This is a genomic window from Chryseobacterium sp. WG14, from assembly GCF_024586945.1.
GTDB lineage: Bacteria > Bacteroidota > Bacteroidia > Flavobacteriales > Weeksellaceae > Chryseobacterium.
Genome location: NZ_JALCZD010000001.1, coordinates 301,961 through 327,421, shown reverse-complemented (window position 1 = coordinate 327,421; position 25,461 = coordinate 301,961). Strand labels below are relative to the sequence as shown.

Annotated in this window: 25 protein-coding genes; 8 read left to right on the top strand and 17 right to left on the bottom strand. The window is 36.2% G+C overall.

What is annotated here, in order from left to right; translation table 11 throughout:
* Positions 1–18: 18 nt before the first annotated feature.
* From MP478_RS01340 to MP478_RS01295, 10 genes are all read right to left on the bottom strand, one after another.
* Positions 19–1,467, bottom strand: coding sequence for an alpha-L-fucosidase (locus MP478_RS01340; protein ID WP_257199355.1), 1,449 nt, complete (start codon positions 1,465–1,467; stop codon positions 19–21).
* Positions 1,468–1,515: 48 nt separating this feature from the next.
* Entirely contained in the window at positions 1,516–2,415 is a 900-nt protein-coding gene (locus tag MP478_RS01335; RefSeq protein ID WP_257199354.1) for a TIGR01777 family oxidoreductase, read from the bottom strand.
* A gap of 39 nt (positions 2,416–2,454) precedes the next feature.
* Entirely contained in the window at positions 2,455–3,159 is a 705-nt protein-coding gene (locus MP478_RS01330) for a YqjF family protein (protein WP_257199353.1), read from the bottom strand.
* A gap of 44 nt (positions 3,160–3,203) precedes the next feature.
* Positions 3,204–3,689 (bottom strand): SRPBCC family protein, encoded by a 486-nt coding sequence (locus tag MP478_RS01325; protein WP_230035801.1) that lies wholly within the window; start codon positions 3,687–3,689, stop codon positions 3,204–3,206.
* 2 nt (positions 3,690–3,691) lie between these two features.
* Positions 3,692–4,474 (bottom strand): fatty acid desaturase, encoded by a 783-nt coding sequence (locus MP478_RS01320; protein ID WP_257199352.1) that lies wholly within the window; start codon positions 4,472–4,474, stop codon positions 3,692–3,694.
* Positions 4,475–4,484: 10 nt separating this feature from the next.
* Complete coding sequence (locus MP478_RS01315) at positions 4,485–5,297, bottom strand: DUF393 domain-containing protein (RefSeq protein ID WP_257199351.1); 813 nt, start codon at positions 5,295–5,297, stop codon at positions 4,485–4,487.
* 5 nt (positions 5,298–5,302) lie between these two features.
* A complete protein-coding gene (locus MP478_RS01310) occupies positions 5,303–5,656 on the bottom strand; it encodes a hypothetical protein (protein WP_257199350.1) in 354 nt (117 codons plus the stop codon).
* Positions 5,657–5,805: 149 nt separating this feature from the next.
* A complete protein-coding gene (locus MP478_RS01305; RefSeq protein ID WP_230035794.1) occupies positions 5,806–6,309 on the bottom strand; it encodes a GbsR/MarR family transcriptional regulator in 504 nt (167 codons plus the stop codon).
* 119 nt (positions 6,310–6,428) lie between these two features.
* On the bottom strand, positions 6,429–8,852 hold the full coding sequence (locus MP478_RS01300) for a von Willebrand factor type A domain-containing protein (RefSeq protein ID WP_257199349.1): 2,424 nt from the start codon (positions 8,850–8,852) through the stop codon (positions 6,429–6,431).
* A gap of 12 nt (positions 8,853–8,864) precedes the next feature.
* On the bottom strand, positions 8,865–9,383 hold the full coding sequence (locus MP478_RS01295; RefSeq protein ID WP_257199348.1) for an RNA polymerase sigma factor: 519 nt from the start codon (positions 9,381–9,383) through the stop codon (positions 8,865–8,867).
* Between the two features lie 607 nt (positions 9,384–9,990).
* Here MP478_RS01295 and MP478_RS01290 point away from each other — a divergent pair.
* Complete coding sequence (locus tag MP478_RS01290) at positions 9,991–11,193, top strand: aminopeptidase C (protein ID WP_230035790.1); 1,203 nt, start codon at positions 9,991–9,993, stop codon at positions 11,191–11,193.
* A gap of 438 nt (positions 11,194–11,631) precedes the next feature.
* On the opposite strand, the gene MP478_RS01285 is transcribed toward MP478_RS01290, so the two are convergent.
* Entirely contained in the window at positions 11,632–12,693 is a 1,062-nt protein-coding gene (locus tag MP478_RS01285) for an NADH:flavin oxidoreductase (RefSeq protein ID WP_257199347.1), read from the bottom strand.
* A gap of 165 nt (positions 12,694–12,858) precedes the next feature.
* Between MP478_RS01285 and MP478_RS01280 the strand changes: the two genes are divergently transcribed.
* From MP478_RS01280 to MP478_RS01270, 3 genes are all read left to right on the top strand, one after another.
* Positions 12,859–13,242, top strand: coding sequence for a helix-turn-helix domain-containing protein (locus tag MP478_RS01280; RefSeq protein WP_230035786.1), 384 nt, complete (start codon positions 12,859–12,861; stop codon positions 13,240–13,242).
* Between the two features lie 100 nt (positions 13,243–13,342).
* Positions 13,343–13,951 (top strand): hypothetical protein, encoded by a 609-nt coding sequence (locus MP478_RS01275; RefSeq protein ID WP_257189429.1) that lies wholly within the window; start codon positions 13,343–13,345, stop codon positions 13,949–13,951.
* A gap of 109 nt (positions 13,952–14,060) precedes the next feature.
* Positions 14,061–14,477 (top strand): carboxymuconolactone decarboxylase family protein, encoded by a 417-nt coding sequence (locus MP478_RS01270; protein WP_230035782.1) that lies wholly within the window; start codon positions 14,061–14,063, stop codon positions 14,475–14,477.
* 83 nt (positions 14,478–14,560) lie between these two features.
* On the opposite strand, the gene MP478_RS01265 is transcribed toward MP478_RS01270, so the two are convergent.
* Positions 14,561–16,993, bottom strand: a complete 2,433-nt coding sequence (locus MP478_RS01265) for a thiamine pyrophosphate-dependent enzyme (protein WP_257199346.1) — start codon at positions 16,991–16,993, stop codon at positions 14,561–14,563.
* Positions 16,994–17,131: 138 nt separating this feature from the next.
* On the opposite strand from MP478_RS01265, the gene MP478_RS01260 reads away from it, so the two are divergent.
* Both MP478_RS01260 and MP478_RS01255 read left to right on the top strand, forming a co-directional pair.
* Entirely contained in the window at positions 17,132–17,425 is a 294-nt protein-coding gene (locus MP478_RS01260; RefSeq protein ID WP_257189431.1) for a hypothetical protein, read from the top strand.
* Between the two features lie 182 nt (positions 17,426–17,607).
* A complete protein-coding gene (locus tag MP478_RS01255) occupies positions 17,608–18,399 on the top strand; it encodes a hypothetical protein (RefSeq protein ID WP_257189432.1) in 792 nt (263 codons plus the stop codon).
* Between the two features lie 56 nt (positions 18,400–18,455).
* Here MP478_RS01255 and MP478_RS01250 read toward each other — a convergent pair whose 3' ends face one another.
* From MP478_RS01250 to queA, 5 genes are all read right to left on the bottom strand, one after another.
* The gene (locus MP478_RS01250; protein ID WP_230035774.1) at positions 18,456–19,433 is read right to left on the bottom strand and encodes a polyprenyl synthetase family protein; all 978 of its coding nucleotides are present in this window, start codon (positions 19,431–19,433) and stop codon (positions 18,456–18,458) included.
* 72 nt (positions 19,434–19,505) lie between these two features.
* Positions 19,506–20,384 carry a hypothetical protein gene (locus tag MP478_RS01245; protein ID WP_257199345.1) on the bottom strand — a complete coding sequence of 293 codons (879 nt, stop codon included), beginning with the start codon at positions 20,382–20,384 and terminating at the stop codon, positions 19,506–19,508.
* Between the two features lie 240 nt (positions 20,385–20,624).
* Complete coding sequence (locus MP478_RS01240) at positions 20,625–21,575, bottom strand: sterol desaturase family protein (protein ID WP_230035770.1); 951 nt, start codon at positions 21,573–21,575, stop codon at positions 20,625–20,627.
* A 74-nt stretch (positions 21,576–21,649) separates the two neighbouring features.
* Positions 21,650–22,684 (bottom strand): 23S rRNA (adenine(2503)-C(2))-methyltransferase RlmN, encoded by a 1,035-nt coding sequence (gene rlmN / locus MP478_RS01235; RefSeq protein ID WP_209801710.1) that lies wholly within the window; start codon positions 22,682–22,684, stop codon positions 21,650–21,652.
* Positions 22,685–22,794: 110 nt separating this feature from the next.
* The gene (gene queA / locus MP478_RS01230; RefSeq protein ID WP_230035768.1) at positions 22,795–23,844 is read right to left on the bottom strand and encodes a tRNA preQ1(34) S-adenosylmethionine ribosyltransferase-isomerase QueA; all 1,050 of its coding nucleotides are present in this window, start codon (positions 23,842–23,844) and stop codon (positions 22,795–22,797) included.
* Between the two features lie 176 nt (positions 23,845–24,020).
* On the opposite strand from queA, the gene MP478_RS01225 reads away from it, so the two are divergent.
* Both MP478_RS01225 and MP478_RS01220 read left to right on the top strand, forming a co-directional pair.
* Complete coding sequence (locus MP478_RS01225; protein WP_257199344.1) at positions 24,021–24,713, top strand: hypothetical protein; 693 nt, start codon at positions 24,021–24,023, stop codon at positions 24,711–24,713.
* A 29-nt stretch (positions 24,714–24,742) separates the two neighbouring features.
* Positions 24,743–25,435, top strand: a complete 693-nt coding sequence (locus MP478_RS01220; protein ID WP_257189435.1) for an AIM24 family protein — start codon at positions 24,743–24,745, stop codon at positions 25,433–25,435.
* Positions 25,436–25,461 lie beyond the last annotated feature (26 nt).

Here is a 25,461-nt window from a genome sequence, read left to right as displayed (position 1 = left end):
TGCTCTTTTTATTTTGAATTACTGTTTGATCTGAATAACTGCAGCATATTTTAATGCGGCCCGGTCCTGCGGAAGCTTTACCTTAATTGTATTTCCATTTTTCTTCCATTGAACTGCAGAAGAAATCCCCAGAACTTTCAATGATTTTGGAGTGAATTGTTCCGGAATAGTAAAGATAAGCTCGGATGGAGCCTTGTATTCTGACTTTGACTGGGTATCCAAATGGAAAATATTTAATGTATGGCCATCTTTGCTCCGGGTATAGTAAAACTCTCCTTCATGATAAGGGGACACGCTTCTTGTTGCAAAAACCGCTGATTCATTTTTCTCCATCCAACCGGAAATTTCTTTTAATCGTTCATACACTACAGCATCGTAGTCGCCATCAGGGCCTGGTGCAATATTCATCAGGTAATTTCCTCCCCGGGAAATTATCTTTACCAGTGTTTCAATGATTTTTTGTGATGATTTATAATTGTCATTGGGAACATAGGAGAAAGAATCTCCCATAGTAATGCAGCTTTCCCAAGGGACAGAAAGTGCCTGTTCCGGAACCGCCTGCTCAGGAGTTATATAATTTTCCCATTTTCCGGAGACAGTACGGTCTACAATAATAATCCCGGGTTGATTTTTACGGGCCATTGCCCCTATTTTATCCATGTCAATATCCTGCTGCACCTTGATCGTCCTCTGCCACTCTACTTTCGGGTCTATGGTATTGAAAGGGCGAACCCAGCCCCCATCGAGCCAAAGAATATCGATTTTTCCGTAACCGGAAGTAATTTCATTCAGCTGGTTAAAAGTAAAGTTCTTAAAGCTTTTCCATTTTTCAGGATATTTCTTAGGGTCATAATTTACATTTCTGTCTTTTGGAGGAAAGTATGACCACCAATAGTCGTCGGAATGCCAATCAGGTTTTGAAAAATAAGCGCCAATTTTAAAACCTTCTTTTCTGAAAGAATTAAAAATCTCTTTTGTTATGTCTGCCTTCGGATTCTTCGAAAACGGGGTTTTTGTTGATGTTATTTTGTAATCGGATTGTTTGGTATCAAACATGGCAAAACCATCATGATGTTTTGTTGTAAAAACCACATATTTCATCCCTGCTTTTTTTGCTGCATCTGCCCATTTCTGTGGATTAAACCCTATGGGATTGAAGGTAGTCTGAAGATTTTCATAGTTTTTCACATATTCATTATATGATTTCCCATGTTCGGGCTTTCTCTGCGTCCATGACTCATCTTCAGGACATAAGGTCCAGCTTTCAACAATTCCCCATTGGCTGTAAGTTCCCCAATGCATAAACAAACCGAATTTCAGATCCTGCCATTGTTCTAAATTCTGTACAACAACAGGATCTATAGGCTTTTGGTATCCTTCAGAAACATTATGGGCCTGTGATAAAAGCTTTGCAGCAATCAAAAATGAAGAAAGGACAATGATTTTTGTTTTTTGTCTGGCTGGCATAGAGGAATCGTTTGTGCTAATTTAACTATCTTCCCATAATATACAATATCAGGTTTTCAAAAGATGATGTATGGCTTCATCCATTCCCGGATAAGAAAAATTAAATCCTGCCTTACTCAGTTTTTCAGGATAAACATTTCGGCTTTTGAGTAACAGCTCGGTTTCTGTTTTCAGCAGGATAGAAGCTATTTCCAGCTGCCAAACCGGCGCATTAAGGCCAAAAGGAATATTCAGCTGTTTTCTTAATTTCCTCATCATCTCTTCATTGGACACAGGGTTTGGAGCTGTTATATTGACGGCCCCCGTCATGTTTTCATGATCTATAATCCATTCCACAGCTTTACAAAAGTCATCAATATGAATCCAGCTTACCATTTGCTGACCCCGTCCCTGCTTACCTCCTAGTCCCAGCTTTGTAATCAGTTTTAATTTTGGAAAAGCACCTCCGTTATCCCCCAGGACAATAGAGGTACGGAGTGCTACTTTTCTGGTTTCATTGTTTTTAATGGTAAAGAACTCCTCTTCCCAATTCTTACAGATATTCATTGAAAAATCATCGCCTATTACTCCATTTTCTTCAGTATTCAAGTGCTTTTCTGAATGTACGTAGATGGTTGCAGAGCTTGCATTCAGCCAGATTTTCGGTTTATCCGAACAACTGTTTACGGCTTGTTGCAATACTTTAGTGCTTTCTATTCTTGAAGAATAAATCTCCTGTTTATTTTTCTCAGTATAGCGGCAGTCAACAGATTTCCCGGTAAGATTGATCAGAACATCTGCTTTTTCAAGGCTATTTTTCCATTCTCCTACAGTTTTTGCATTCCAGTACAGTTCATTTTTACGCTTGGGATTTCGGGTTAAGATCAGCACCTTATTTCCTTTTTCTGTAAAATACTTTTCCAGGTTTTCGCCGAGAAATCCGGATCCACCTGCTATCATTATTTTCATTTTTTGAAGTTTAAAATGTTGTTTCTAAATACGGAATTCTTATCCTAAATATCTCTTTGTTTTTACTTTAATATCCGAGCCTTCCGCGAGCATTACTGAAACAGGCTTATGATGGTTCAGATATTCAAAATCCTGACCGTAGATTGTACCGAAATCAATTTCCAGCTCATGATCTTTTACCTGATAAAAATCCCATTTTGGGTGGCAGACTTCATATTCTGAGGTTCTATCATCTTTTTTTGTAAAGCCGTAATAATGCTCTGTGATAAATTCAAATTCAGAATCTGGCTCCATGGGCTGCGCAATATTGTCTGCCGTAATCTGAATAGAATGCCAATTTTTATCTTTCCACGAATACTTGATCAGCAGCTCATTTCCATCTTCGTAGATATTATTTTTCATGGGTAATGTATGATAGTTTTCTTTATAAATAGAATTAGCTACAAAACTTAAAGCCGGTTTAGGAACTATTTCTTTGATAAAGACCACTCCTCTTTTCCAAATTCCATGTTCTTTTTTCTTTACATAAAACCGCAGATTTACTTCTTCAAAATTTCTGTGAAAAGGAATCGGAAGGCCTAATAATTTTGTGTTTAAAAACATAAAGCCAACCAGACTTACATAACATTTCCCTTTATAAAAATCCAGTTCAGTACTTTCAGGTAAATAGCCCAACAATACTTCAGGATTGATTTCGTAATTAATGATGGCTAATTTCCGCCATTCGGCCTTTAAAAAATTCATAATTGTGTATTTTTTGATGATTATATTTTTGATATCATTTTATCCTATCCTTGAATAGACTGCTGCCCGTGGCTCATTGCAGATTCTTCTGCGATGGTTTTTATCATCTTATTTCTTTCCAGAAGGAAGGCTTTAAGGTAACGGGTGAGGTAGATTGTATTAAACAGCTTTCCTATGATTCCTAGTGGAGATTCAAATTCAAAGATATCTGTCATCACGGTTTTCCCTTCTATGTCTCTGAACCTATGCTGATGACGCATAGATTTAAAAGCTCCTTTCAACATGATATCAGTGAATTGATATGGTTTTTCCATACTGATGATCTTAGTGGTAAGCGTTTGATATATCCCCAGATGCTTTGCTCTCCAGGTTACGGTTTCATTTTCCTCAATTAAACCGGATGTACGCCCTGCAATTGCTTTTTCATGAGATATTGAAGTTGATTTCTGGTGCAGATCAATATCTCTGGCCAGATCAAAAACGCGGTGTATATCGGCATTGATCAGTGTTTCTAAATATATTCCAGACATGTTCAAAAAGTTTGTTTTTTATGTAATTCAGGTAAGGTTTTATCTATTCTTTCTGCCAATTCCGGGAGTTTAATGGTGGGAACTGCCGGAAAAAGATGATGTTCCATATGATAAAACATACTGAAGGTCAGTTTATTTTTCCAGAACCCTCGTTGCGTTCTTGCTACATTAGGGTTTTCATGAGTGTCGTGATGAACTGTCCACACTGCAAAAAAGGCCATCAAAAATTCACCAGAAAACATGATCAATATATGGTACATCAGAAAATGGATTTGAAGATAAAAGATAAAGAATGTAAAGACACCTATTGAAAGCAGCTCCAGCAACATATTTTTCACATATGTTTTATTTGCTTTTCTTAAAGTAATCCAGTGAATCAAAAACATATGTTCGGGGCCATATAGTATTGCCTCATACCATTTCATAGAAGCCGGTTTTCCTTCATAATCTTCTTCAGAGAGACAAAATTTATGATGCCTGATATGATTGAACTTTACAGCATGAATGGAAGCCATCATTAACATACTGTTCAGATACAATGACAGCCATGTCAACAACTTTCCGGTTCCTAATGAATTGTGAAAGCCATTATGTACCTGCCTCAATGCTGTCAGAAAATAAAATCCTGAAAATGGCAATGCGATCCAATAATATCCATGATACGCTAAAATCAGTGAAATAAAAAGCCATGGAAGGCTGATATTATTTTCAATCAGCATTTCTTTAACAGAAAGTTTTTTAAGATCTTTCCATTCTACCTGTCTGATAAGTTCAAGGTGGTTCATTGTCTTTATTTTAAAGGATTGTTAAAATAATGATACCCAAAGCTATCGTTCTGAATAGAATCCAGGAAATGGTAGGAGTATAGTTGAGCTTTAGTATTTTACATCTTCTCAAATGTTCCAGAAACATAATAAAGACAACTATCCCGAAATATATCATGTAAAAAACAGAACTAAAATCCGTCCATAAAGTCGGGATCAGAAGTAATGTTCCGATTAAAGAAACAGTCATCATATTTCCCAGGTAGTCCCAGATTTTATCTTTTAAATAGATTTTTAGAAAAATAGTCTGCCAGACAATCTGTCCCAGGCAAACGGCAAACTCTCTTAAAAAATTACGGTTTAAGTTCAGATCCAGTTTTCCGGAAAACATGCTTAAAATCCAGGCAGAGAAAACCGCAACAAAAGCAATATACAATAATCTGTATTTCAAGTTAAAATCAGGAACACAGGCATCTTCCGCATTATTTTTTACTGATGGAATAATTTGTTTTCTATTGTAAGAGACAAAAGAATAGAGTTTTTTGAAAAACCAATAAAGAGGTTGTAGTCTTACTATCTTTTCCAACAATGGGAAAGAATTCCCTATAATCAGAAGAAGGCTGTCTAATCCATAGATCACTTCATTGCTGTTATGGTTTACCAATACAATTTCATTTTTTGCCCGATGTAAATCTATCAGATCTTTATTTCTTACTGAGATTTCCGTAAAAGCTTCTCTGCCGTTTTCATCAAGCATCCCAGATTTTGTGAAGCCCTGGGAATATAGATTACACATCGGACATTCGTTGTCGTAGATTAGTGTATGGTTTTTTAAGGTTTTCATGGTCATTATTTGTAAAATTTATATGTTTTGTAGCAGTCGTATACATAAAGTCCTGCCATTACAGGGCTGTATAAAAGAGCTGCAATTAAAATATATCCAAAAAAATCATTAAGAATTTTCTCTTTAAATAAGATCATTACAGTAATCCAGAAGGGTATCACTACTATTCCATAGGTGATATACCACACTGACTTTTTTATCCCAAGAAATAATTTTACCAGAAAACTAATCAATTGTGGAATTCCTACTATAAAATAAAATAGTACCAGCCCGGATAAACCTCCCATTATAAAAGCCACAGGTCCAATTATTAAAAAAAACATCTGAGTATAGAAGTCAATTTTTGTAAATTCTTTCATGATAATTATTTTTAATGAGTTCCTCTTTTTCTGAAATACAAAATCAGAAATAAATGAATGATAAAGTTTTTCATAATTATTATCTATTTAAAACTTTCAGTAATTTTTGAAAATTAAAATGAAATAAAAAAGGATTTTTCATCCTCTTTCTATTTCAGCAAGTTAGTAATCTTCCCTACCAGCCAGTGATCATCACTTTTTATGGCCAGATCCATAATATTGTTGATCTTCCCGGTGACAGAGCTGAAATCTTCCATTAATTTAATGAATTCTTTTGCTCCTTCTGTATCCTTATCTTCAATATTTTTTAGTTCTTCAAGGAAGGAAATTACAGGTTCAATTTCCCTTTTTCTACGCTCCTTGGTAATTTGCTTGAACAGATACCATACATCTTTTTCTGCGACGAAATATTCTTTCCGGTCACCTTTTATAAATTCTTTTCTTACAATTCCCCAATCCATTAAGGCACGCAGATTCATATTGGCATTTCCTCTTGAAACTTCCAGCTGCTCCATTACTTCATCCGTAGACAAAGGTTTATCACTTGCCAACAGTAAGGCATGTACCTGTGCCATGGTGCGGTTAATCCCCCAGTTGGTAGCAAAGGTTCCCCAAGTCTGAATATATTTTTCTTTGGCTTCTGAAAGTTGCATTGTGTTTAGCTTTTCAATTTATATTACAAATCTAATTATATTTTTTGAATTTTCAATAATTTTTGAAAATTAATTTTAAAATAAAACAGACATCCTTTGGGAATGCCTGTTTTTCATCGCTATTTAATTGTTTTGTAGCTTTCTACCAATCTGATAAATTCCGCTCTGTACCCTTCTTCATCTTTATTTTTACCTTGTTTAGCAAGATTTTCAATATCGGAAAGATCTTTTTTGGTAATCAGTCCGGAGTTTCTCAGTACCAGTCCGAACCATGCCACGGAAGATGCAAATTTAAAGTCCGGAGTAGCTGAAGATATGTTACGATCAGAATTTTTAACAATTTGACTGATTTCACGGCTTACTTCTCCATTCGGTTTTTTATATCTGAACTTGATCGTAGCCAGCTCATCTCCAAATTTCTTTGAAGAGATAGTCTGAGTATACTTCAATCCACTCTCTTTAGGAAGAAAACCTGATTGTACATTGACAGGAATGATTTCATATAAAGCGGTAACCGTATGTCCGCTTCCCAATTCTCCGGCATCTATTTTATCATTGACAAAGTCTTCATTCTTCAGCTTCCTGTTTTCGTAGCCGATCAGACGGTAAGATTTTACAAATTCCGGATTAAACTCAACCTGGATTTTCACATCTTTGGCAATGGCGTACATACTTCCTGCAAATTCTCTTCCCAAGAACTTATTGGCTTCCTGCATATTGTCGATATAGGCGTAATTTCCATTTCCTTTATCTGCTAAGGTTTCCAGGGTATTATCTTTATAGTTGCCCATTCCAAAGCCTAAACAGGTAAGAAAAACCCCGGATTTCCTTTTCTCTTCAATAAGCGTCTGAAGATCTGATGTAGATGATTCTCCTACATTGAAATCTCCATCCGTTGCAATGATCACACGGTTATTTCCATTCTTTACAAAATTTTCCCGTGCCAGCTTATAAGCAAGCTCAATTCCCTCTCCTCCTGCGGTACTTCCTCCTGCCTGTAAGTTATCCAAAGCCTGAATAATTTTATCTTTTTCAGCCGCTGAAGTTGATGGCAAAACCATTCCTGCACTTCCGGCGTACACTACGATCCCAACTTTATCCTTAGGTCTGAGCCTATTCAACAAGACTTTAAAAGATGATTTCAGTAATGGCAGCTTATTCTGTTCATCCATTGAACCGGAAACATCGATAAGAAAAACCAGGTTGGAGGCAGGTAAAAGATCCTTCGGAATATCTTTTCCCTGAAGTCCTATTTTCAACAATTGATGGCCAGGATTCCATGGTGCTCCATTATATTCCGTATTAATAGAGAATGGATCTTCATTTTTTGGCTGCGGATAATCATATGTAAAATAATTGATCATTTCTTCTACCCGCACCGCATTTTTATTGACAACCTCTCCGTTATTGATCATTCTTCTGACATTAGAATAGGAAGCATTATCCACGTCTATGGAAAATGTAGATAATGGCTGGCTTTGAGTCAGTTCAAACGGATTTTCCACAAAAGTATCATAGCTTTCATCATTAGCTACAGGAGAAATCTGTTTTTGTTTATTGATTTCTTCCTGAAGTTTTTCCATTCTTTTCTTTTCTCTTCTTGAAAGTTTTTTAGTTGTTACTAGAACTATTCCATTAGCGGCTTTGCTTCCGTATAATGCTGTAGCTGCTGCATCTTTTAATACCGCCACATTCTCAATTTTATTGGGATCTAAGGTTTTGAAATTATCAGCATCAGCAATTTTCCCATTCACAATGTACAAAGGATCTTTTCCGGGAACAACAGACGCTATTCCTCTGATTCTTACGTGACTGTTTGTTGACGCTCCTACCTGTATTCCTGCAACACTTCCCTGTAATCTATTTATTGTAGAAGTTTGAGGAGCAATGCTATTTGAACTCACCACACTCGATGCCAATGCCATAGAAACTTTAGACTTTTTAACCCCCATTGCAGTCACTACAACCTCGTCAATTGACTGAGTTGATTCGTTAGCATTTTCATTTTGAACATAGTCTTTTCTTCTGTCTGAAGCTTCAATATTTTTACCATTTTGTACATAATACCCGTTTGCTGCCACCTGAATTTTAGGAGCTGATGGAATGGGTGGAACATGCACAGGCAGCGGCATAGCAGTATCAATAGATGTAGCCGAAACCGGATCTGTCTGAACTGCTATTTTTTCTACAGCAGGGTTAGTATTATTTTTATCTTTCTGAATATTCTCCTTTATTATACTGTTAATTTGAGCAATATTAGGATTAACAACAGATTCTTTTGAAGTGCTGATATCTGCTATTGATTGTTGTACAGACTCTGATGCATCATTTGTATTCAGGAAATATAAGACACCCAATCCTATTACCAGGCTGGCAGCAATCCCATAAGGAAACCAAATAGGAATCATTCTTTTTTTCTCTTCTTTATGATCTAATTTTTCTTCAATTTTCCCCCAAACTTTTTCAAAACCAGCAAAAACCGTAGGTTCTTCAGAAAGCTTTGAAGCTTCATTGAATTGTTGATCTATATGATTATTTTCCATTGTTGTAAAAGTTTAAATGTTTTGATTCACCAAAAGTTCCTGTAATTTTTTTCTCGCAAAGTTGAGCTGAGATTTGGATGTCCCTTCACTTATAGAAAGCATTGTGGCAATTTCTTTGTGGGGATACCCTTCAATAGCAAAAAGATTAAAAATTGCTCTGCATCCTTCCGGAAGAAAACTAAGCAGGCTCATCATATCTTTTTCAAAAGAAATATTTTCAGCCATTCCTTCTGAAGAAGGGATAAAGTTCTCTTCTAAAGAAATGAACATGACTTTATTGGTTCTTAGTTTCTGCAGACATTCATTCACTGCAATTTTCCTTGCCCAGGCTTCGAAGGTTTCAGGATTCTGAAGCTGGCCAATCTTTGTAAATATCTTGTAGAAGCTATCTGCCAATACCTCTTCAATATCTTCATCATTTTTCAGATAGCGTCTGCAGACAGCGTACAGTCTGCCCGCCATTTTCTCGTAGATCTTCCGCTGGGCATTGCGGTCATTACGCTGGCATTCTAATAATAATTTTCGTTCCATAATCAGGAGTTATATCAGGATAGATGCAGAAACTTTTGAGTAGGTTGGAAACATGATAAACTTTTTCCTAAAATAGAGTAAATATATGAATAGGCAAAGAACGCTGAGAAAGCAAAAAAACGGATCGGAGAACTCTAAAAAGAGATAAATGGAGTGTATGAAATAATTCTGGATTTATTTTTTATATTGACTTCCCGCCTGTTTAAACTAATTAAAAATTTAGTCACAAAAGCTGGGTGAAACGTTATAAACACTTTAGTTTATTTTAAGTTTAAACTGATTAAAATAAAAAGTACACGTAAGCAAAAAATCTTTGATTTTTTTTAAAACTTACGTGAGCTTTAATGAGCTTATTTTCACAGCATTATTAAACTTAAGTGTTCAAGAAACTTTGTAATTTTTGACTACGTCGAAATAACATTCATCGACTGAAAGGCGATAATCTTCGATTTGCGGTTAAAATAAAAAGTGTAAAAACAAGTTCATTATTAGCTTTTTTAATCATTTCTCTTTTTTTTATAAAAAATTTCATTTTAAATTTAACTTTTTCCTCTGTAACAAATCTCTATTATCAACGACTATTAATACAAATAATCTTTTTATAGTAATGAAAAATGCGAAAATCGCATCATTGCTTTTTGTTTTGTCTGCAGGAAGTATGATGTTTGCCCAAGATGACTTAATCAATAAGTTAAAAAATAACCACTCACAAAATGCTAATTTTCAGTTCACAACGCTAAAGGACGTTGGTGCTACTTCTGTAAAGAACCAGGGTTCATCAGGAACTTGCTGGAGCTACTCAGGAAATTCTTTCCTTGAATCTGAAATGCAGAGAATGGGCAAAAAGCCTGTAGATCTTGCTGAAATTTTCACGGCCAGAAACTCTTATCATGATAAAGCAAAGTTATATGTTTTAAATAACGGAGCTATCAGTTGGGGTGACGGTGGAGAACTTCACGATGTAATCAATATGTACAAAAAGTACGGAGCTGTTCCTCAAGATGTTTATTCTGGATTAAAATCCGGACAAACGGTAAACAACTTCAAAGAAATGCAGGGGAAAATAAAGCCGGTATTGGATAGCCTGGTTCAGGCTTCTTCAAAAGGAAAACTTTCTGATAACTGGATGGATTCTGTGGATGCTATTCTTGATGAATATTTAGGAAAGGTACCTGCTAATTTTACATATGAAGGGAAAAACTACACTCCTAAAACATTCGCGAAAGAAGTGGTGGGAATTAATCCTGAAGATTATGTAGAATTATCTTCTTACAAAGATTATCCTTATTACCAAAAATTCGTAGTTCCAATTCCTGATAACTGGAGCCATGATTCAGACTGGAATGTTCCGATGAAAGATTTTACTTCTATCATCGACAATGCCGTAAATAAAGGATATTCTATCGGCTGGGCAACTGATGTTTCCGAGCCTTATTTCTCTTACAAAAATGGAGTGGCTTATGTTCCTGATATGGACTTAGAGCAAATTACTGCTGAAAATAAGCAGACGTTGTTTACAGAGCCTAAAAAGGATAAAACAATTACTGAAGATATGCGTCAGAAAGCTCTAAACAACCTTTCTACTACCGATGACCACGGTATGCATATCGTAGGTTTGGCAAAAGACCAGACCGGTAAAGAATATTATATGGTGAAAAATTCCTGGGGAGTTACCAATGACTTTGCAGGATACCTTTATGTATCAAGACCTTATGTTGAATATAAATCAACCGCTATTTTGGTTCACAAAAATGCAATTCCAAAAAGTATTCTGAAGCAGTTGAAGCCAACAAAAAATATTGGTTTATAAGAAATCACTTCTGTCGTTATAAGGCAGTTTTAGATATTTAAATCTGTTAAAAACCCGCTCCCGGATTTTCCGGGAGTGGGTTTATTTTATTCTGACTTATTAATACCAAGTATTTTTTGTGCAGAATTATATATAAGTGATATGGCATATGTTAATTATTCCGGACATAATGCAAAGTATTTATTAAAGAGTTCGGAAAACCAATGTACTGGATTTGTGAATCTGCCCTACAGCATGTGGATACAGGATTAAAAATAGAACCGGCTTTCAGAATTTCTGAAAGCCGGTTCTTTAATAAATAGGTGAAAAAATTAAATATAAAATAAAGTGAATTATGATGATTAAACCGAATGGTGAACCGTCAATTTTGCTTCGCAGTGAATAAAATATGCTGTTAAAAAATTGACAGCGAAACTCATTCCCTATTCACCACTCTATTTAAAATAATACGCCCATACTTTCTGCTGAGAAATCAAGAAGTTCTTCTGTGTTTCCTTCTTTGATTTTTTGGACCCATTGGTAATCCTGCAAGATTGCTCTTCCTACTGCCACAAGATCAAATTCTTCATGATCAAGTCTTCTGATCAGTTCTGTAAGGTCAGTTTTTTCTGTCCCTTTACCTGCAAAAGCATTAAGAAAATCTCCATTTAATCCCACAGAACCTACCGTAATCGTTGGCTGCCCGGTAATTTTCTTAGCCCAACCTGCAAAATTTAAATCAGAACCCTCAAATTCAGGTTCCCAAAAACGGCGTTGTGAACAATGAAAAATATCTACTCCAGCTTCTTTTAAAGGTAATAACCAGTCTTCCATTTCATGGGGCGTAAATGCCAACCTCGTTTTATAATCCTGTTGTTTCCATTGTGAAAGACGGATGATAATGGTAAAGTCCTCTCCCACTGCTGCTCTGATGGCTTTTACTACCTCCACGGCAAATCGGCTTCTTTCTTTTAATGTTTTACCTCCATATTCGTCTGTTCTGGTATTGGTTACTTCCCAAAAAAACTGATCAATAAGGTAGCCATGTGCTCCGTGAATTTCAAGACAGTCGAATCCAAGGTCTTTTGCAGATTTCGCTGATGCCGCAAATTGGGCAATGGTATCCTGGATATCTTCAATCGTCATTGTAGAAGCTTTCTCCATAGCAACCAATGGATAATCTTCAGACATTCTTGTATCTCCTACATGCCAGATTTGTGGACCCATTTTGCCTCCATGCTGATGTACGGTATCAATGACGTTTTTCCATCCGTTTAAGGCTTCATTTCCATAAAAATCCGGGATATTCTGTAAATTTTTTGATCCGGGTCTGTTGATAACGGTTCCTTCGGAAAGGATCAATCCAACTTCTGAAGCTGCCCTTCTCCCGTAGTAGTCTGCCATATTCTGTGTAGGAACTCCATTATCAGACTGTGCTCTGGTCATAGGAGCCATTACGATTCTATTTTTAAGCTGTAAATTCTTATATTGAAACGGTTTAAATAATGACGATGTACTCATTTTTAAATATTGTTTTATAATTGTTACACAAAGTAACTAATAATAGTTTGTTTTTGTATCTTTTATTAAAAAAATAGTGGTAACTTCGCAGTAACTTACATTAGTAACATCAAAGTAACATATGGAATCTCAAATTCTATATGTGCTTAAAATAAATATCTCCCTATGAAAAAGAATGAATTAATGCAATACAGCTGCCCATTGGGTAAGGCAATGGCTGCATTGGGAAGCAAATGGAAACCCATTATTGTACTGGTGATCAAAGACCGGAGATTACGCTTTGGAGAGCTTGCTGTGCGCATTAATGTTATTTCAAGAAAGGTGCTGACCGATCAATTACGGGAAATGGAAAGTGATGGCCTGGTGATTCGTGAAGAATTTAAAGAACTTCCTCCAAGGGTAGAATATTCCCTGACAGAAAAAGGACTGGCTTTACTGCCTATTTTATACCTGCTGGAGGAGTGGGAAGCAAAATACCAGGTTAAAGAATTGCCTACAAAGGATTGTAGCATGCTGAATAAAGAAAGTAAAAAGGCTGTTAATGTTTGACAGCCTTTAGTTTCATTTCAACTTATATTATCACTACTATAAAATTAAAATAACGTCATATATAATTTAATCATAAGCTATAAAGACAGTATATTTAAAAATGGCAGACGGGATACAGATTTTGAAAGACTTTGTTGGAAATACAATTTCTGAAAAAGATTTTGAGCAACAGCTTTATACCAATCCGGATTTAGAAAAAATCCTTTCAGACCCTAGCATTACTTGGCAAGGAACCTATTTACAGGATACAAATCCATTTTTATTTTTGGCAGAACAAGATTATAAGAGTTCTGTCGGAAAATTAAACGCCCATGGAGCTGTAAAGCTATTTCTTTCAAAAATAGGAGTTGAATTTACTTCTTCAACCGAATACTCAGATGAGTATAATCTGATTCTAAGTACAAGCCCCAAATATATAGATGCCGACCCAGACTTTATTGAAAAATACATTTTACCGGAAGATAAAACCCTTTCAAAAGCTGATCAAAAGCTCTATATGAAACAACGGTATGCTCATCTTTTTAAATATCAGACGAAACCTCCTCAATGGATACAAAATCCTAATTGGCCGATTAAAAACGACAAACCTTTCTTCTTTTTAGGACAAATGGACATTAAAGACTGTGATCTGTTCCACGATAACGGATGTGTTTACCTGTTTGTTGATCCTGAAACAGAAGCTATTGAGACGGTGAAACAATTTTATTAATAATTAGAGCTTCATCCAAGGGTACTTTCAAAAAGGTAAGTATAGAACGGAAAAGTAAGTATATAGCTATTGATGAGTTTATAGTGCAAATTTGTATAAAATTTCCATTATGAATTATAAAGAAATAGCTAAAGAAACCATTGGTCATCTGTATAAAGCACATACAAGCATCCGAAAATCCGGGATTGAAGAAAAGCTTATTGCCCTGGTAGAACTACGGATTTCACAGATCAATGGATGTCCCTATTGCTGCAGCTACCATGCTAAAGAGCTTCTCAATTTTGGTTTTGAGCAGGATGTTATTAACAGGCTACCCGGCTGGAGGCATACCCATGCATTTGATGCTAAGCAAAAGCTTGTTTTAAGCTGGGCAGAGGCTGTCATTCACCATACTGATGATTGGCATGAGATCAAAGAAAAACTGGCTGAACATTTTTCAGAGCGGGAGATTGTAGAACTGACAGCAAGTATCACTTTAATGAATACGTTGAATAAGCTACGGATCACTCTGGCTGAAGCAGATTAAAATTTCAGATCTACTTTTTATGATGAAAAACGGCGAGCTTTCAGAAATCTGAAAGCTCGCCGTTTTTTTATTTTAAACCCCAATTAGAATATCGCAGGATATTTCTGAGGATTTGTTTCGTTGAACATAGCATAGATCTTTTCTACCATATCATCTGTAGAAGGCTTGCTGAAGTAATCTCCATCACTTGCATACGCTGGTCTGTGATCATTGGCAGAGATCGTTAACGGATCTGAATCCAGATATCTGAATGCTTTCTGCTTTTCTAAGATCTGCTGTAAGATAAATCCTGTAGTTCCTCCTTCAACGTCTTCATCAATCACTACTAATCTGTTGGTTTTCTTTACACTTTCAGCAATTTCGTGAGATAAATCGAAAGGAATTAATGACTGGATATCAATAACTTCTGCAGAAATTCCTAATTTTTCCAGTTCAACAGCGGCTTCAGAAACTACTCTCCAGGTAGAACCATAAGTTACCAACGTAACGTCTTTCCCTTCTTTAGTCACTTCAATTTTACCTACAGGAACAGTGAATTCTCCTAAGTTATCAGGTTGTTTTTCTTTTAATCTGTATCCGTTCAGACATTCTACAATAATAGCAGGTTCGTCCGTCTGAAGCATTGTATTGTAGAATCCGGCAGCTTTAGTTAAGTTTCTCGGAACTAATACCAGGATCCCTTTTGAAAGGTTCAGAATCCCCGCCATTGGAGAACCTGAGTGCCAGATTCCTTCTAATCTGTGACCTCTTGTTCTGATGATTAGAGGAGCTTTCTGACCACCTTTTGTTCTGTATTGTACGGTCGCCAGATCATCACTCATTCCCTGTAAGCAGTAAAGGACATAATCCAGGTACTGGATTTCAGCAATAGGCCGTAGCCCTCTCATTGCCATACCAATCCCCTGACCAAGAATGGTAGCTTCACGAATTCCGGTATCAGCTACACGTAATTCGCCATACTTTTCCTGCATTCCTTCAAGCCCCTGGTTAACATCACCGATATTTCCGGCATCTTCACCAAATACTAAGGTCTCAGGATATTTTGTAAAAATTTTATCAAAGTTATTTCTTACCACTACTCTTCCGTCTACATCTTCAGAGCTATCTGAGTAAACAGGCTTGATTTCTTTTACATTTTCAGCCTTCCATTGTGACTGGGAGTACAGGTGGGAAGAATAATTGTCTTTTTCAATTTCAAAAACTTCATTGTACTTCTGCATCAGTTGATTTCTTTCTGCAGAATGCGTTCCTCTTGTTGCCAGTAAAGATTTTCTGATTAAATGGAAAACATCTTTTTTAGCTTTAGAAACCAGTTTATTAAATTGAACAATATAAGTTTCAACTTCAGTATTCTGGCCTTTAAGATTTTCCACTAAAGGTAAAATGGACTGAACTAAATCTGTAATTGTTTTCTGGTAGCTGTCCCAAGCCACTTTCTGGCCTGCTTTTGCTATTTTTTTAGCTTCATCATCAATGATATCCAGTTCTTCAACGGTAGCAATAACTTCGTCTTTACCATCAATTTCAATAGAATAGTTCAAAATCCATTCTTTGAATTTCACTAATCCATCGAATTGCGTTTCCCAAACAAGACGCTCTTCATTTTTATATCTTTCGTGAGATCCTGATGTAGAATGCCCTTGAGGCTGTGTAACTTCTATTACATGAACGACTACAGGAACACTTTCTGTTCTTGCAAAATGCTCAGCTCTTGCATACGCATCCAATAAAGCAGGATAATCCCAGGCTTTTACCTGAATAATCTCGCAACCTTGGTTTTCTCCTTCTTTTCTTTGAAAACCGCTTAACATTTCACTGATGTCAGCTTTAGCTCTCTGATTTTTAGTAGGAACTGAAATTCCATAGCCATCATCCCAGATGGATACGATCATAGGAACCTGAAGTGCACATGCAGCATTCAAAGTTTCCCAGAAATGACCTTCTGCTGTAGAGGCATCTCCTATTGTTCCAAAAGCAATTTCATTACCTCCTTTCGAGAATTTCTCAGAACCTTCAAAGGATACACTTTTATACACTTTAGAAGCCTGAGCCAATCCTAATAATCTTGGCATTTGTCCTGCAGTAGGAGAAATATCAGAAGAAATATTTTTCTGTGCTGTAAGATCTTTCCAGCTTCCGTCTTCATTTAAACTTCTTGTTGCAAAGTGTCCGTTCATTTGTCTTCCGGCGGAAGCAGGTTCCCTTTCTACACTTGTATCAGCATATAGCTGTGCAAAGAAGCTTTCTACTGTCAAAGCATCTACTGCTAATGCAAAAGTCTGATCCCTGTAATATCCTGAACGGAAGTCTCCATTTCTGAAAACTTTCGCCATTGCCAACTGAGGAAGTTCTTTACCGTCTCCAAAAATTCCGAATTTAGCTTTTCCTGTGAGAACTTCTCTCCTTCCGAGATAAGACATTTCACGGGAGATCCTTCCTAACTTATAGTCTTCAAGTATCTGATTTTTAAAATCTTGAAAGGATATCTGCTGTGTTTCAATATAGGTTGTTTGCATAGCTAAGTAAAAAAGTTTTTTATTCTTCAAGTATTTTGCTAATATACAATTTTTAAATTAATTTTAATTTTTAATAATCTTTATTAAAAATTTGATAATAAAAAAAATTGTGCTTTATTTTGATAAAAATTGTAAAAGATGGAAAAAAAGTCCCCTCATATCCTTAATGCCTCAAGCAATCTTTTAGGATTCTCGCTGATCATTATCACTTCGCTAAAAATCACTAAAATCAGTCGCAATACATATTTAGACGAATTCGCCGGGCTTGCGTGCCTGCTTTTTGCATGCAGCTGTTTCTTTTCATTTCTGGCTATCAGAACAAGAGAAGAAAAGAAGGAAAGTCAGTTTGAGACTATTGCGGATTATTTATTTTTATTCGCTTTATTTTGTATAGTTCTAGCCGTTATTATTGTAACCATGAAAATACTTTAATTAATATTATTCTATTTATTGAATTAAAAACAGTTTAATATTACCAATTAATTAAGTAAACATTAAAATTAATAAATAAAAACCATCCAAACAAGCAAAATAACTCACATATGAATGAAATACTTGTTTTTTAGCTGTCATATTTGTAATTTCACTCCTATAAATTTCAAAAAAAAAACGAGATGAAAATTACATTATTAGTATTGGCAAATGCTTTGGCATTTCCTATGCTTACTTTTGCACAAGTAGGGATTAATACAAATAATCCACAGGCTGTTTTCCACGTTGATGCAGCAAAAGACAATCCAACAACGGGAAGTCCTTCTGTACTGCAGCAGGCTAATGATTTTGTTGTAACGGGAACAGGAAATACCGGTATTGGAACTACCGTACCTACAGACAAACTGGATGTTGGCTCGGGAAATGTCAGAATTCGAAATATTAATTCCAATATTGGAGTGGGAGGAAATGACAGAGTTGTAGTAGCCGATGCAAACGGAGTATTAAAGACCATCAATTTTACAGATTATTCATTATTTCATGCCCGTCTTACTGCCAGTCAAAGCCTTACAACCCTTTCTATTACTACGTTACTGTTTTCTACTCCGTTAGCAACTTCACCATTTTATTCTTATAATACAGGTACAGGAGTTTTAACGTTCAACCAGCCAGGCAATTATTTGATTACTCTGCAGGCCAGTTTCTCAAATGCGGCAGCCGGAACTCAGCTGCTTCTGGGAGTACGTCCTGTTCCTGATGCCAATTATCTGGGAAGGGGAAGCCATTATAACGCTACGGCAACCTCCGGAACCGTAGGAGAACTTATGAATTATACTACGATGCTTGTTATTCCTACTGCCGGTTATCAAATCCGTTTTACAGCTGCACCTAATCAAAACTGTACAGTTCTAGCAACGGAAACCGGAAGTACCGGAAGCGGGAACGTAACCAATGTAACGATTCAGAAAATTTAAAAGAAAAAATCGGAATGCTTACTGCATTCCGATTTTTTTATTATTTATTTTAACTTTTAAAATTTTCTTTCGATAACATAGCTCAGCATACTGTGTAAAGAGCTTCGTGCTTCAGAGTCTGGAAATTCATTAAGAATATCTTTAGCTTTTTGCTGAAATTCTTTCATAGTTTTTACTGCATATTCTAATCCTCCGGAACTTTTAACAAATTCTATAAGTTCTTTTACTCTTTTAGGATTATTATTATAGCGTTTTATGGTATTAAAATAATATTTTTTATCCTTTTCGCTGGCTGTTTCCAGAGCATGAATCAAAGGAAGGGTCATTTTCTGCTCTTTAATATCAATTCCTACAGGTTTCCCAATTACATTAGAGCTTAAGAAGTCGAAAAGGTCATCTTTAATCTGAAAAGCCATACCGGTATAAGTACCGAAATTCTGCATTTTTTTAGCAAGTATTTCGTCTGCATTATTGGAAAGAACTCCAATTTCACAGCAGGCAGCAATTAAGGTAGCTGTTTTCTGACGGATGATTTCATAATAGACATCTTCTGTAATATCCAGTTTTCTGGCTTTTTCAAGCTGAAGAAGCTCTCCTTCAGACATTTCGCGAATTGTTCTGGAAATGACACCCAATAAATCGTAATCTTTATGATCTGTAGATAATAATACGGATTTTGATAAAAGGTAATCTCCTACCAAAACAGCAATTTTATTCTTCCATAAAGCATTAATAGAAAAGAAATTACGGCGTTTGAAACTTTCATCCACCACATCATCATGGACTAAGGTAGCCGTGTGAATCAGTTCGATCATAGAGGCGCCACGATAGGTCTTTTCATTAACATTCCCCACCAGTTTGGCACAAAGAAATACAAACATAGGTCTCATCTGTTTCCCTTTGGTTGTAACAATAAAGCGGGTGACTTTGTCTAATAAGGGAACTTTACTCTGCATTGATTCATAAAACTTCTGTTCGAAAAGTTTCATTTCCTCATTGATCGGTTGCTTAATGTCTTCTACAATGTTTGCCACAATCTGCGAATGCTGGGTGAATAATTATTTATTCTCACAAAGATAATTTTTTTCGGTCAATTTTAAGAAAAATTAATCTTTGAGTTTTTCTTTAGGAATAAAATAAAATGCCTGCTTTGTTCTCACTACTGAATATTTAAATTTTTCACCGGAAATATAAATTCCGTTTTCATCCACTGCTATTCCTTCTATCTGACCAATGCCCGTAGAACTTCCAAGGTAATAATGCTTTGGCTTTTCTTTAAAAAAGACACCTGGCTCTGTTTCTGTAAAAACATCCAGAAAAACCTCTGTTTTCTTGGTATAGCCAACTAAATAAAGTTTTTTATCAAAATAAGCAGCATCTGTTACCATGAAATTGGCTTTATAAGATTCTGCTTTCACAGCTCCTTGTTTTTCGTATACTTCAGGATCTATGGTATAATGTGTACTGGCCTTTGAAGCCCATTCTTTTGTAAAGAGGTGAATTTTTCCATGGGCATATACCATGGCTTCTGCATCAAAATTTGTATTATAGTAGCTCGATATATAATCGGTCTGCTCCGGATAGTGGAACAGAATTTCCTTTAATCTGCTGTTTTGCAGGCTGTCGTTCTGTACGGGCACTTTAAAAATCTTAAGATGCCTCCTGCTTCCGTCATTATTTCCAAAATCTCCTATATAAAAATGAGTACCGTCATTGGTAAGAGCTTCCCAATCAGTATTTTTAGCATCAACTTTTAAAGTGTGTAAAATCTCTCCTGATGTTTTGCTGATCTCAAACAGCTCCGGCGTATTACCACTATCGTTGAAAGTATATAGTTTTCCGTTAAACATATTCAATCCGGAGGTTTCCTCAATTTTATGATCCAGATAGCTGACTTTGTATTTTTTTATTTTCAGAAAATCAGTCTGTTGTGAAAATGCGGACTGACCAAGGATAAGGCTAATAACCAGAAGGATTTTTTTCATTAGGCAAAAATAGAGCTTTAGGTTTAAATAAGGAGAAAACGAGATTCTAGGTATGGGTTGTTAAAAATGTAGTTACTTCTTAATCATTGATTTTATTTTATGGAAGAGCCACAAATTTGACGTGTAATCATTCTTCTCCTCCAGAGGAGTGGCAAATTGGAGATTTGACAAGGTAGTTTAAAAGAAAACGGGCCAAAGCCCGTTCTCATGATAGATTTTTATTTAAAATTAACTTATAGGTTAAGCAATTTTCTGTTCTTCCTGATTTTGCGGCTGTTCTTTCTTTTTAGCCTGTCTTGCAAAATACTCTTTCTGATATTGTCTTACGGTCTTTCCCGTTCCGTCATGCCTCCATCCCGGAGAATTAAAAATATAATTGATTCTGTCTGTGAATTTTAATCCCGGTTGTTTAAGATCTTTCCAGATTTTTCGCCATTCATAAAAAAGAACGGTATCCGGTCTATTGTCCGGCATTTTGGGATAGATTCCGTATTTAATGGGAACATTAGGATCTTCTTTTTGAAAAGTACCGAACATTTTGTCCCAGATAATAAGACACATTCCCATGTTTTTGTCCAGATATTTAATATTGCAGGCATGGTGTACCCGGTGGTGAGAAGGTGTTACCAGAATATATTCCAGGATTCCCATAGTTTTCACGGTCTGTGTATGTACCCAGGTTCCATATACCTGTCCAATAGCATAAACCACCATGATATGCCAGGGATTAAAGCCCAAAAAGGCCAGAGGAGAAAAATATAAGTATCTGTAAAGTGGCTGCAAAACAGGACTTCTGAATCCTGTTGTCAGGTTAAAATACTCTGAACTGTGGTGTGTAATATGAACAGCCCAGAATGCTCTGGAACGGTGATCTACATAATGCAGCACATAATAGGCAAAGTCTGTAATAATAAAACAGATCAGAAAATACCAGATGCTAAAATCCCATGAGAAAAGCCTGTGGTGGTAAAAGAAAAACATTACCCCCATTGCAAAAGCTTTCATAATAAGATCGAGACCGAAATTCATCAATGCCAGATAAACATTGGTAACGAGATCTTTCCCACTGTATAATTTAGCTTCAGAAACATGGCTGTAAATCATTTCGGCCAAAATAACTGTAGCGTGAAGTGGAATTGACCATGCATATACATTTTCTAACCCATCTTCATTCATAAAAAAGTCCATCATCACAAAATAATTTATGCAAAGGTAGGGCTTTAAACAATGTAGCAAAGGGGGTTTTAACGTTTTTTAAGGAAATTTTAATCGGTCGCTTTATTGGCCAATTGTCCGCAGGCAGCATCAATATCACCACCACGGCTTCTTCTGACCATTACTGTAATTCCGGCATTTTCAAGCTGACGGATATAGTTTTCTTCCGCCTGTTTGTTGCACTGATCGTATTTTCCGTCTCCAATTGGGTTGTATTGTATAAGGTTTACTTTAGAAGGAACCTGTTTACAGTATTTGATTAAAGCTTTGATATCTTCATCCCCATCATTGATTCCTTTCCAGACACAATATTCAAAAGTAATGACTGAGCCTGTTTTCTGGTACCAGTACTGCAGGGAGTCCATGATATCCGTTAACGGAAATTTATCTGAGAAAGGCATAATCTCATTACGCTTTGATTCGATGGCAGAGTGAAGAGACAGTGCCAGTTTCACACGCAGTTCATCGTCAGCAAGCATTTTGATCATTTTAGGAATTCCAGATGTAGATACAGTAATTCTTCTTGGAGACATTCCTAATCCTTCTGGCTGGGTGATCTTTCTGATGGCTTCCACTACATTTTTGTAGTTCATCATCGGCTCTCCCATTCCCATGAATACGATATTGGTAAGGGGTCTCTCAAAATACATTTTACTTTGGCTGTCAATCAGGGCCACCTGATCTACAATCTCTGCCACTTCAAGGTTTCTCATCCTTTTCAGTTTGGCTGTAGCACAGAATTCGCAGTTTAATGAGCAGCCTACCTGTGAAGAAACACAGGCTGTAGTTCTTGTTTCTGTTGGAATAAGAACAGATTCTACCAATAATCCGTCATGAAGTTTTACCCCGTTCTTGATTGTTCCGTCGGCACTCTTTTGAAGAAGATCTACGGACACGGGATTAATGGTATATTCTTCGGAAATTTTTTCACGAAGTGATTTCGAAAGATTCGTCATTTCATCAATCGAGTGGAGGTTTTTACTCCATAGCCAGTCATAGACCTGTTTCGCACGAAACGGTTTTTCTCCTAAAGATACAAAGTAGTCTTTAAGCTGGTCTAACGATAATATACGGATATCTTTCATTGTTGTAAAAAGTACAATGTAAAATGTACAAAGTAATAACGCTATGTATTGTATTAATTTTAAAAACTAAAAATACATTATACTTTGTACACTCTACATGTATACATAATTTATAGAATTAACATTGCATCACCGTAAGAATAGAATTTATACTTTTCTTTTACGGCTTCCTGATAAGCATGCATTACGAAATCTCTTCCTGCAAATGCAGCAATCATCATCAATAATGTTGATTTTGGTGTGTGGAAGTTGGTGATCATTGAGTTAGCTACTCCAAAATCGTGAGGTGGATAAATGAATTTATTTGTCCATCCGTTGAAAGCAGAGATTTTCTTGTTTGAAGAAACAGAAGTTTCCAATGCTCTCATGGTAGTAGTTCCTACGGCACAAACTCTTCTGTGAGTTTCTACAGCTCTGTTGATGATTTCAGCGTTTTTCTCATCAATGATGATTTCTTCAGATTCCATCTTGTGCTTGGAAAGATCTTCTACCTCAATCGGGTTGAATGTTCCTAATCCTACGTGAAGGGTAACTTCAGCAAAATCAATCCCTTTGATCTCCAATCTTTTCATTAGGTGTCTTGAGAAGTGAAGACCTGCCGTAGGGGCAGCTACTGCTCCTTCTATCTTTGCATAGATCGTCTGATATCTCTCAGCATCTTCAGGCTCTACTGCTCTTTTGATATATTTTGGAAGCGGAGTTTCTCCTAATTCCTTTAGTTTTGTTCTGAATTCATCGTAAGAACCGTCGAATAAGAATCTTAAAGTTCTACCTCTTGAAGTGGTATTGTCTATTACTTCAGCTACCAAAGATTCATCTTCAGTAAAGAATAATTTGTTACCAATTCTGATTTTTCTCGCTGGATCTACTAATACATCCCAAACACGAGTTTCTTTATCAAGCTCTCTTAAAAGGAAAACTTCAATTTTAGCTCCTGTTTTTTCTTTATTTCCATAAAGGCGTGCAGGGAAAACTTTGGTATTATTAAAAATAAATAAATCCTTCTCATCAAAATAATCCACAACGTCTTTAAATAATTTGTGCTCGATAGTTTCTGTTTTTCTATCAAGAACCATTAATCTAGCTTCGTCTCTGTGTTCTGATGGATGCTCTGCTAATAATTCCTCAGGAAGATCAAAATTAAAATCTGATGTTTTCATTTTAAATTACGGTTTAAAAATTATTGAAATTACAAGGTGTAATTTTCGGAGTGCAAATATACGACATTCAGCACCCCTTTGTCAAGTATTATTTACGATCAAATATAAAACCGTGATTATACGGGGATTTCAAAAGAAAAAAAAGATTTATTTTAGTTGCCAGTAAAAAATTACCGATGGAAACAGTAAGTAAAATTTATTTTCTTAACAGCCCATACCCTAACGGGCATCAAATTATTGCATTCAATTGGAGTGGCAAAATAGATGAAGATGAATCGGTATGGTTTGATTTTCATTTAAAAACAGAAAAGTATTATGCGGATGATCAAAATGAGGATATTGAAGAAAAGACCTCATCTAACTGGGATTCCAAAATAGTATGGGGCAATTACCATGCCTGTATTTTATCGTCAACCTACTGGGGCGATCAGGGCGGAATAAGAATAGACAAGCCAGGGGAAAAAGTGGATTTTGACTCTGTCACTAAGAGTGAACTGCACAGCAATGACCTGCCTTCTTACCGTGATTTTGAAGAAGAAGATCTTGCCTTTAACATCTATTTACTGGGACATGACAGCTGTGCAGGCCACAAAATAAAATTTTCAAAAAATGATAATCACCGCTACACTATTGAATGGACCGGCAAAATAGCGCTGACATATTCTGGTGATGATGAATTTTCACATGATTTTAAAGCACATATTCGAGGTGCAGCATTTGACGGGTTTCATTATCCCAAAAACTGGTCTGTAGAAAAAGCTACAGAAGTATTCAAAACCAAACTTGCAGATTTTGAAAACTATGAGTTTGTGGATTTAAATCCTAAAAGCAATAAAAGAGAATTTAAGGTATGCAGAATCAACAAGTAATATAGAAAACAAATCAAAAAATTATAATTATGAGCAAATATTCAATAGAAGCCTTTATTAATGAAACAAAAGAAAATCCACAACAAAGAGACTATTTTGAGCTGGAAACCAAACACCTTTTAGAAATCAATCTTAATAACCAGGCTGTATGGACCAAAAGAGGAAGTATGGTAAGCTATGTAGGCAATATCAATTTCGAAAGACAGGGCATGCTGGCCGGAGGTATAGGTAATCTTTTAAAGAAAGCCATTAGTGGCGAAGGTGCCAGGCTGATGAAAGCTGAAGGAACAGGCAAGCTGTATGTAGCAGATTCGGGGAAGAAAGTCCGTATTCTGTATTTAAATAATGAAGCTGTATGTGTGAATGGCAATGATATTTTAGCGCATGAGCAAAGTGTAAAGAGCGATATAACCATGCTTAAAAGTGTAGCAGGGATGATGTCGGGAGGCCTTTTCCAAGCCAGACTTTCGGGAACAGGTCATATTGCTATCACTACGCATGGGGATCCTTTAACTCTATTGGTAACTCCTGACACTCCTGTTTTCACAGATCCTAATGCTACTGTGGCTTGGTCCGGAAACCTCAGCCCGGAACTGAAAACAAATGTTTCTTTTAAAAGTCTTATCGGAAGAGGAAGCGGCGAGGAATTTCAAATGAAGTTTTCAGGAAACGGATGGGTGCTGATCCAACCTTATGAAGAAGTGTATCTTACGGAAAAATAAAGCTCCTTAACCTTGGGCAATTTTTG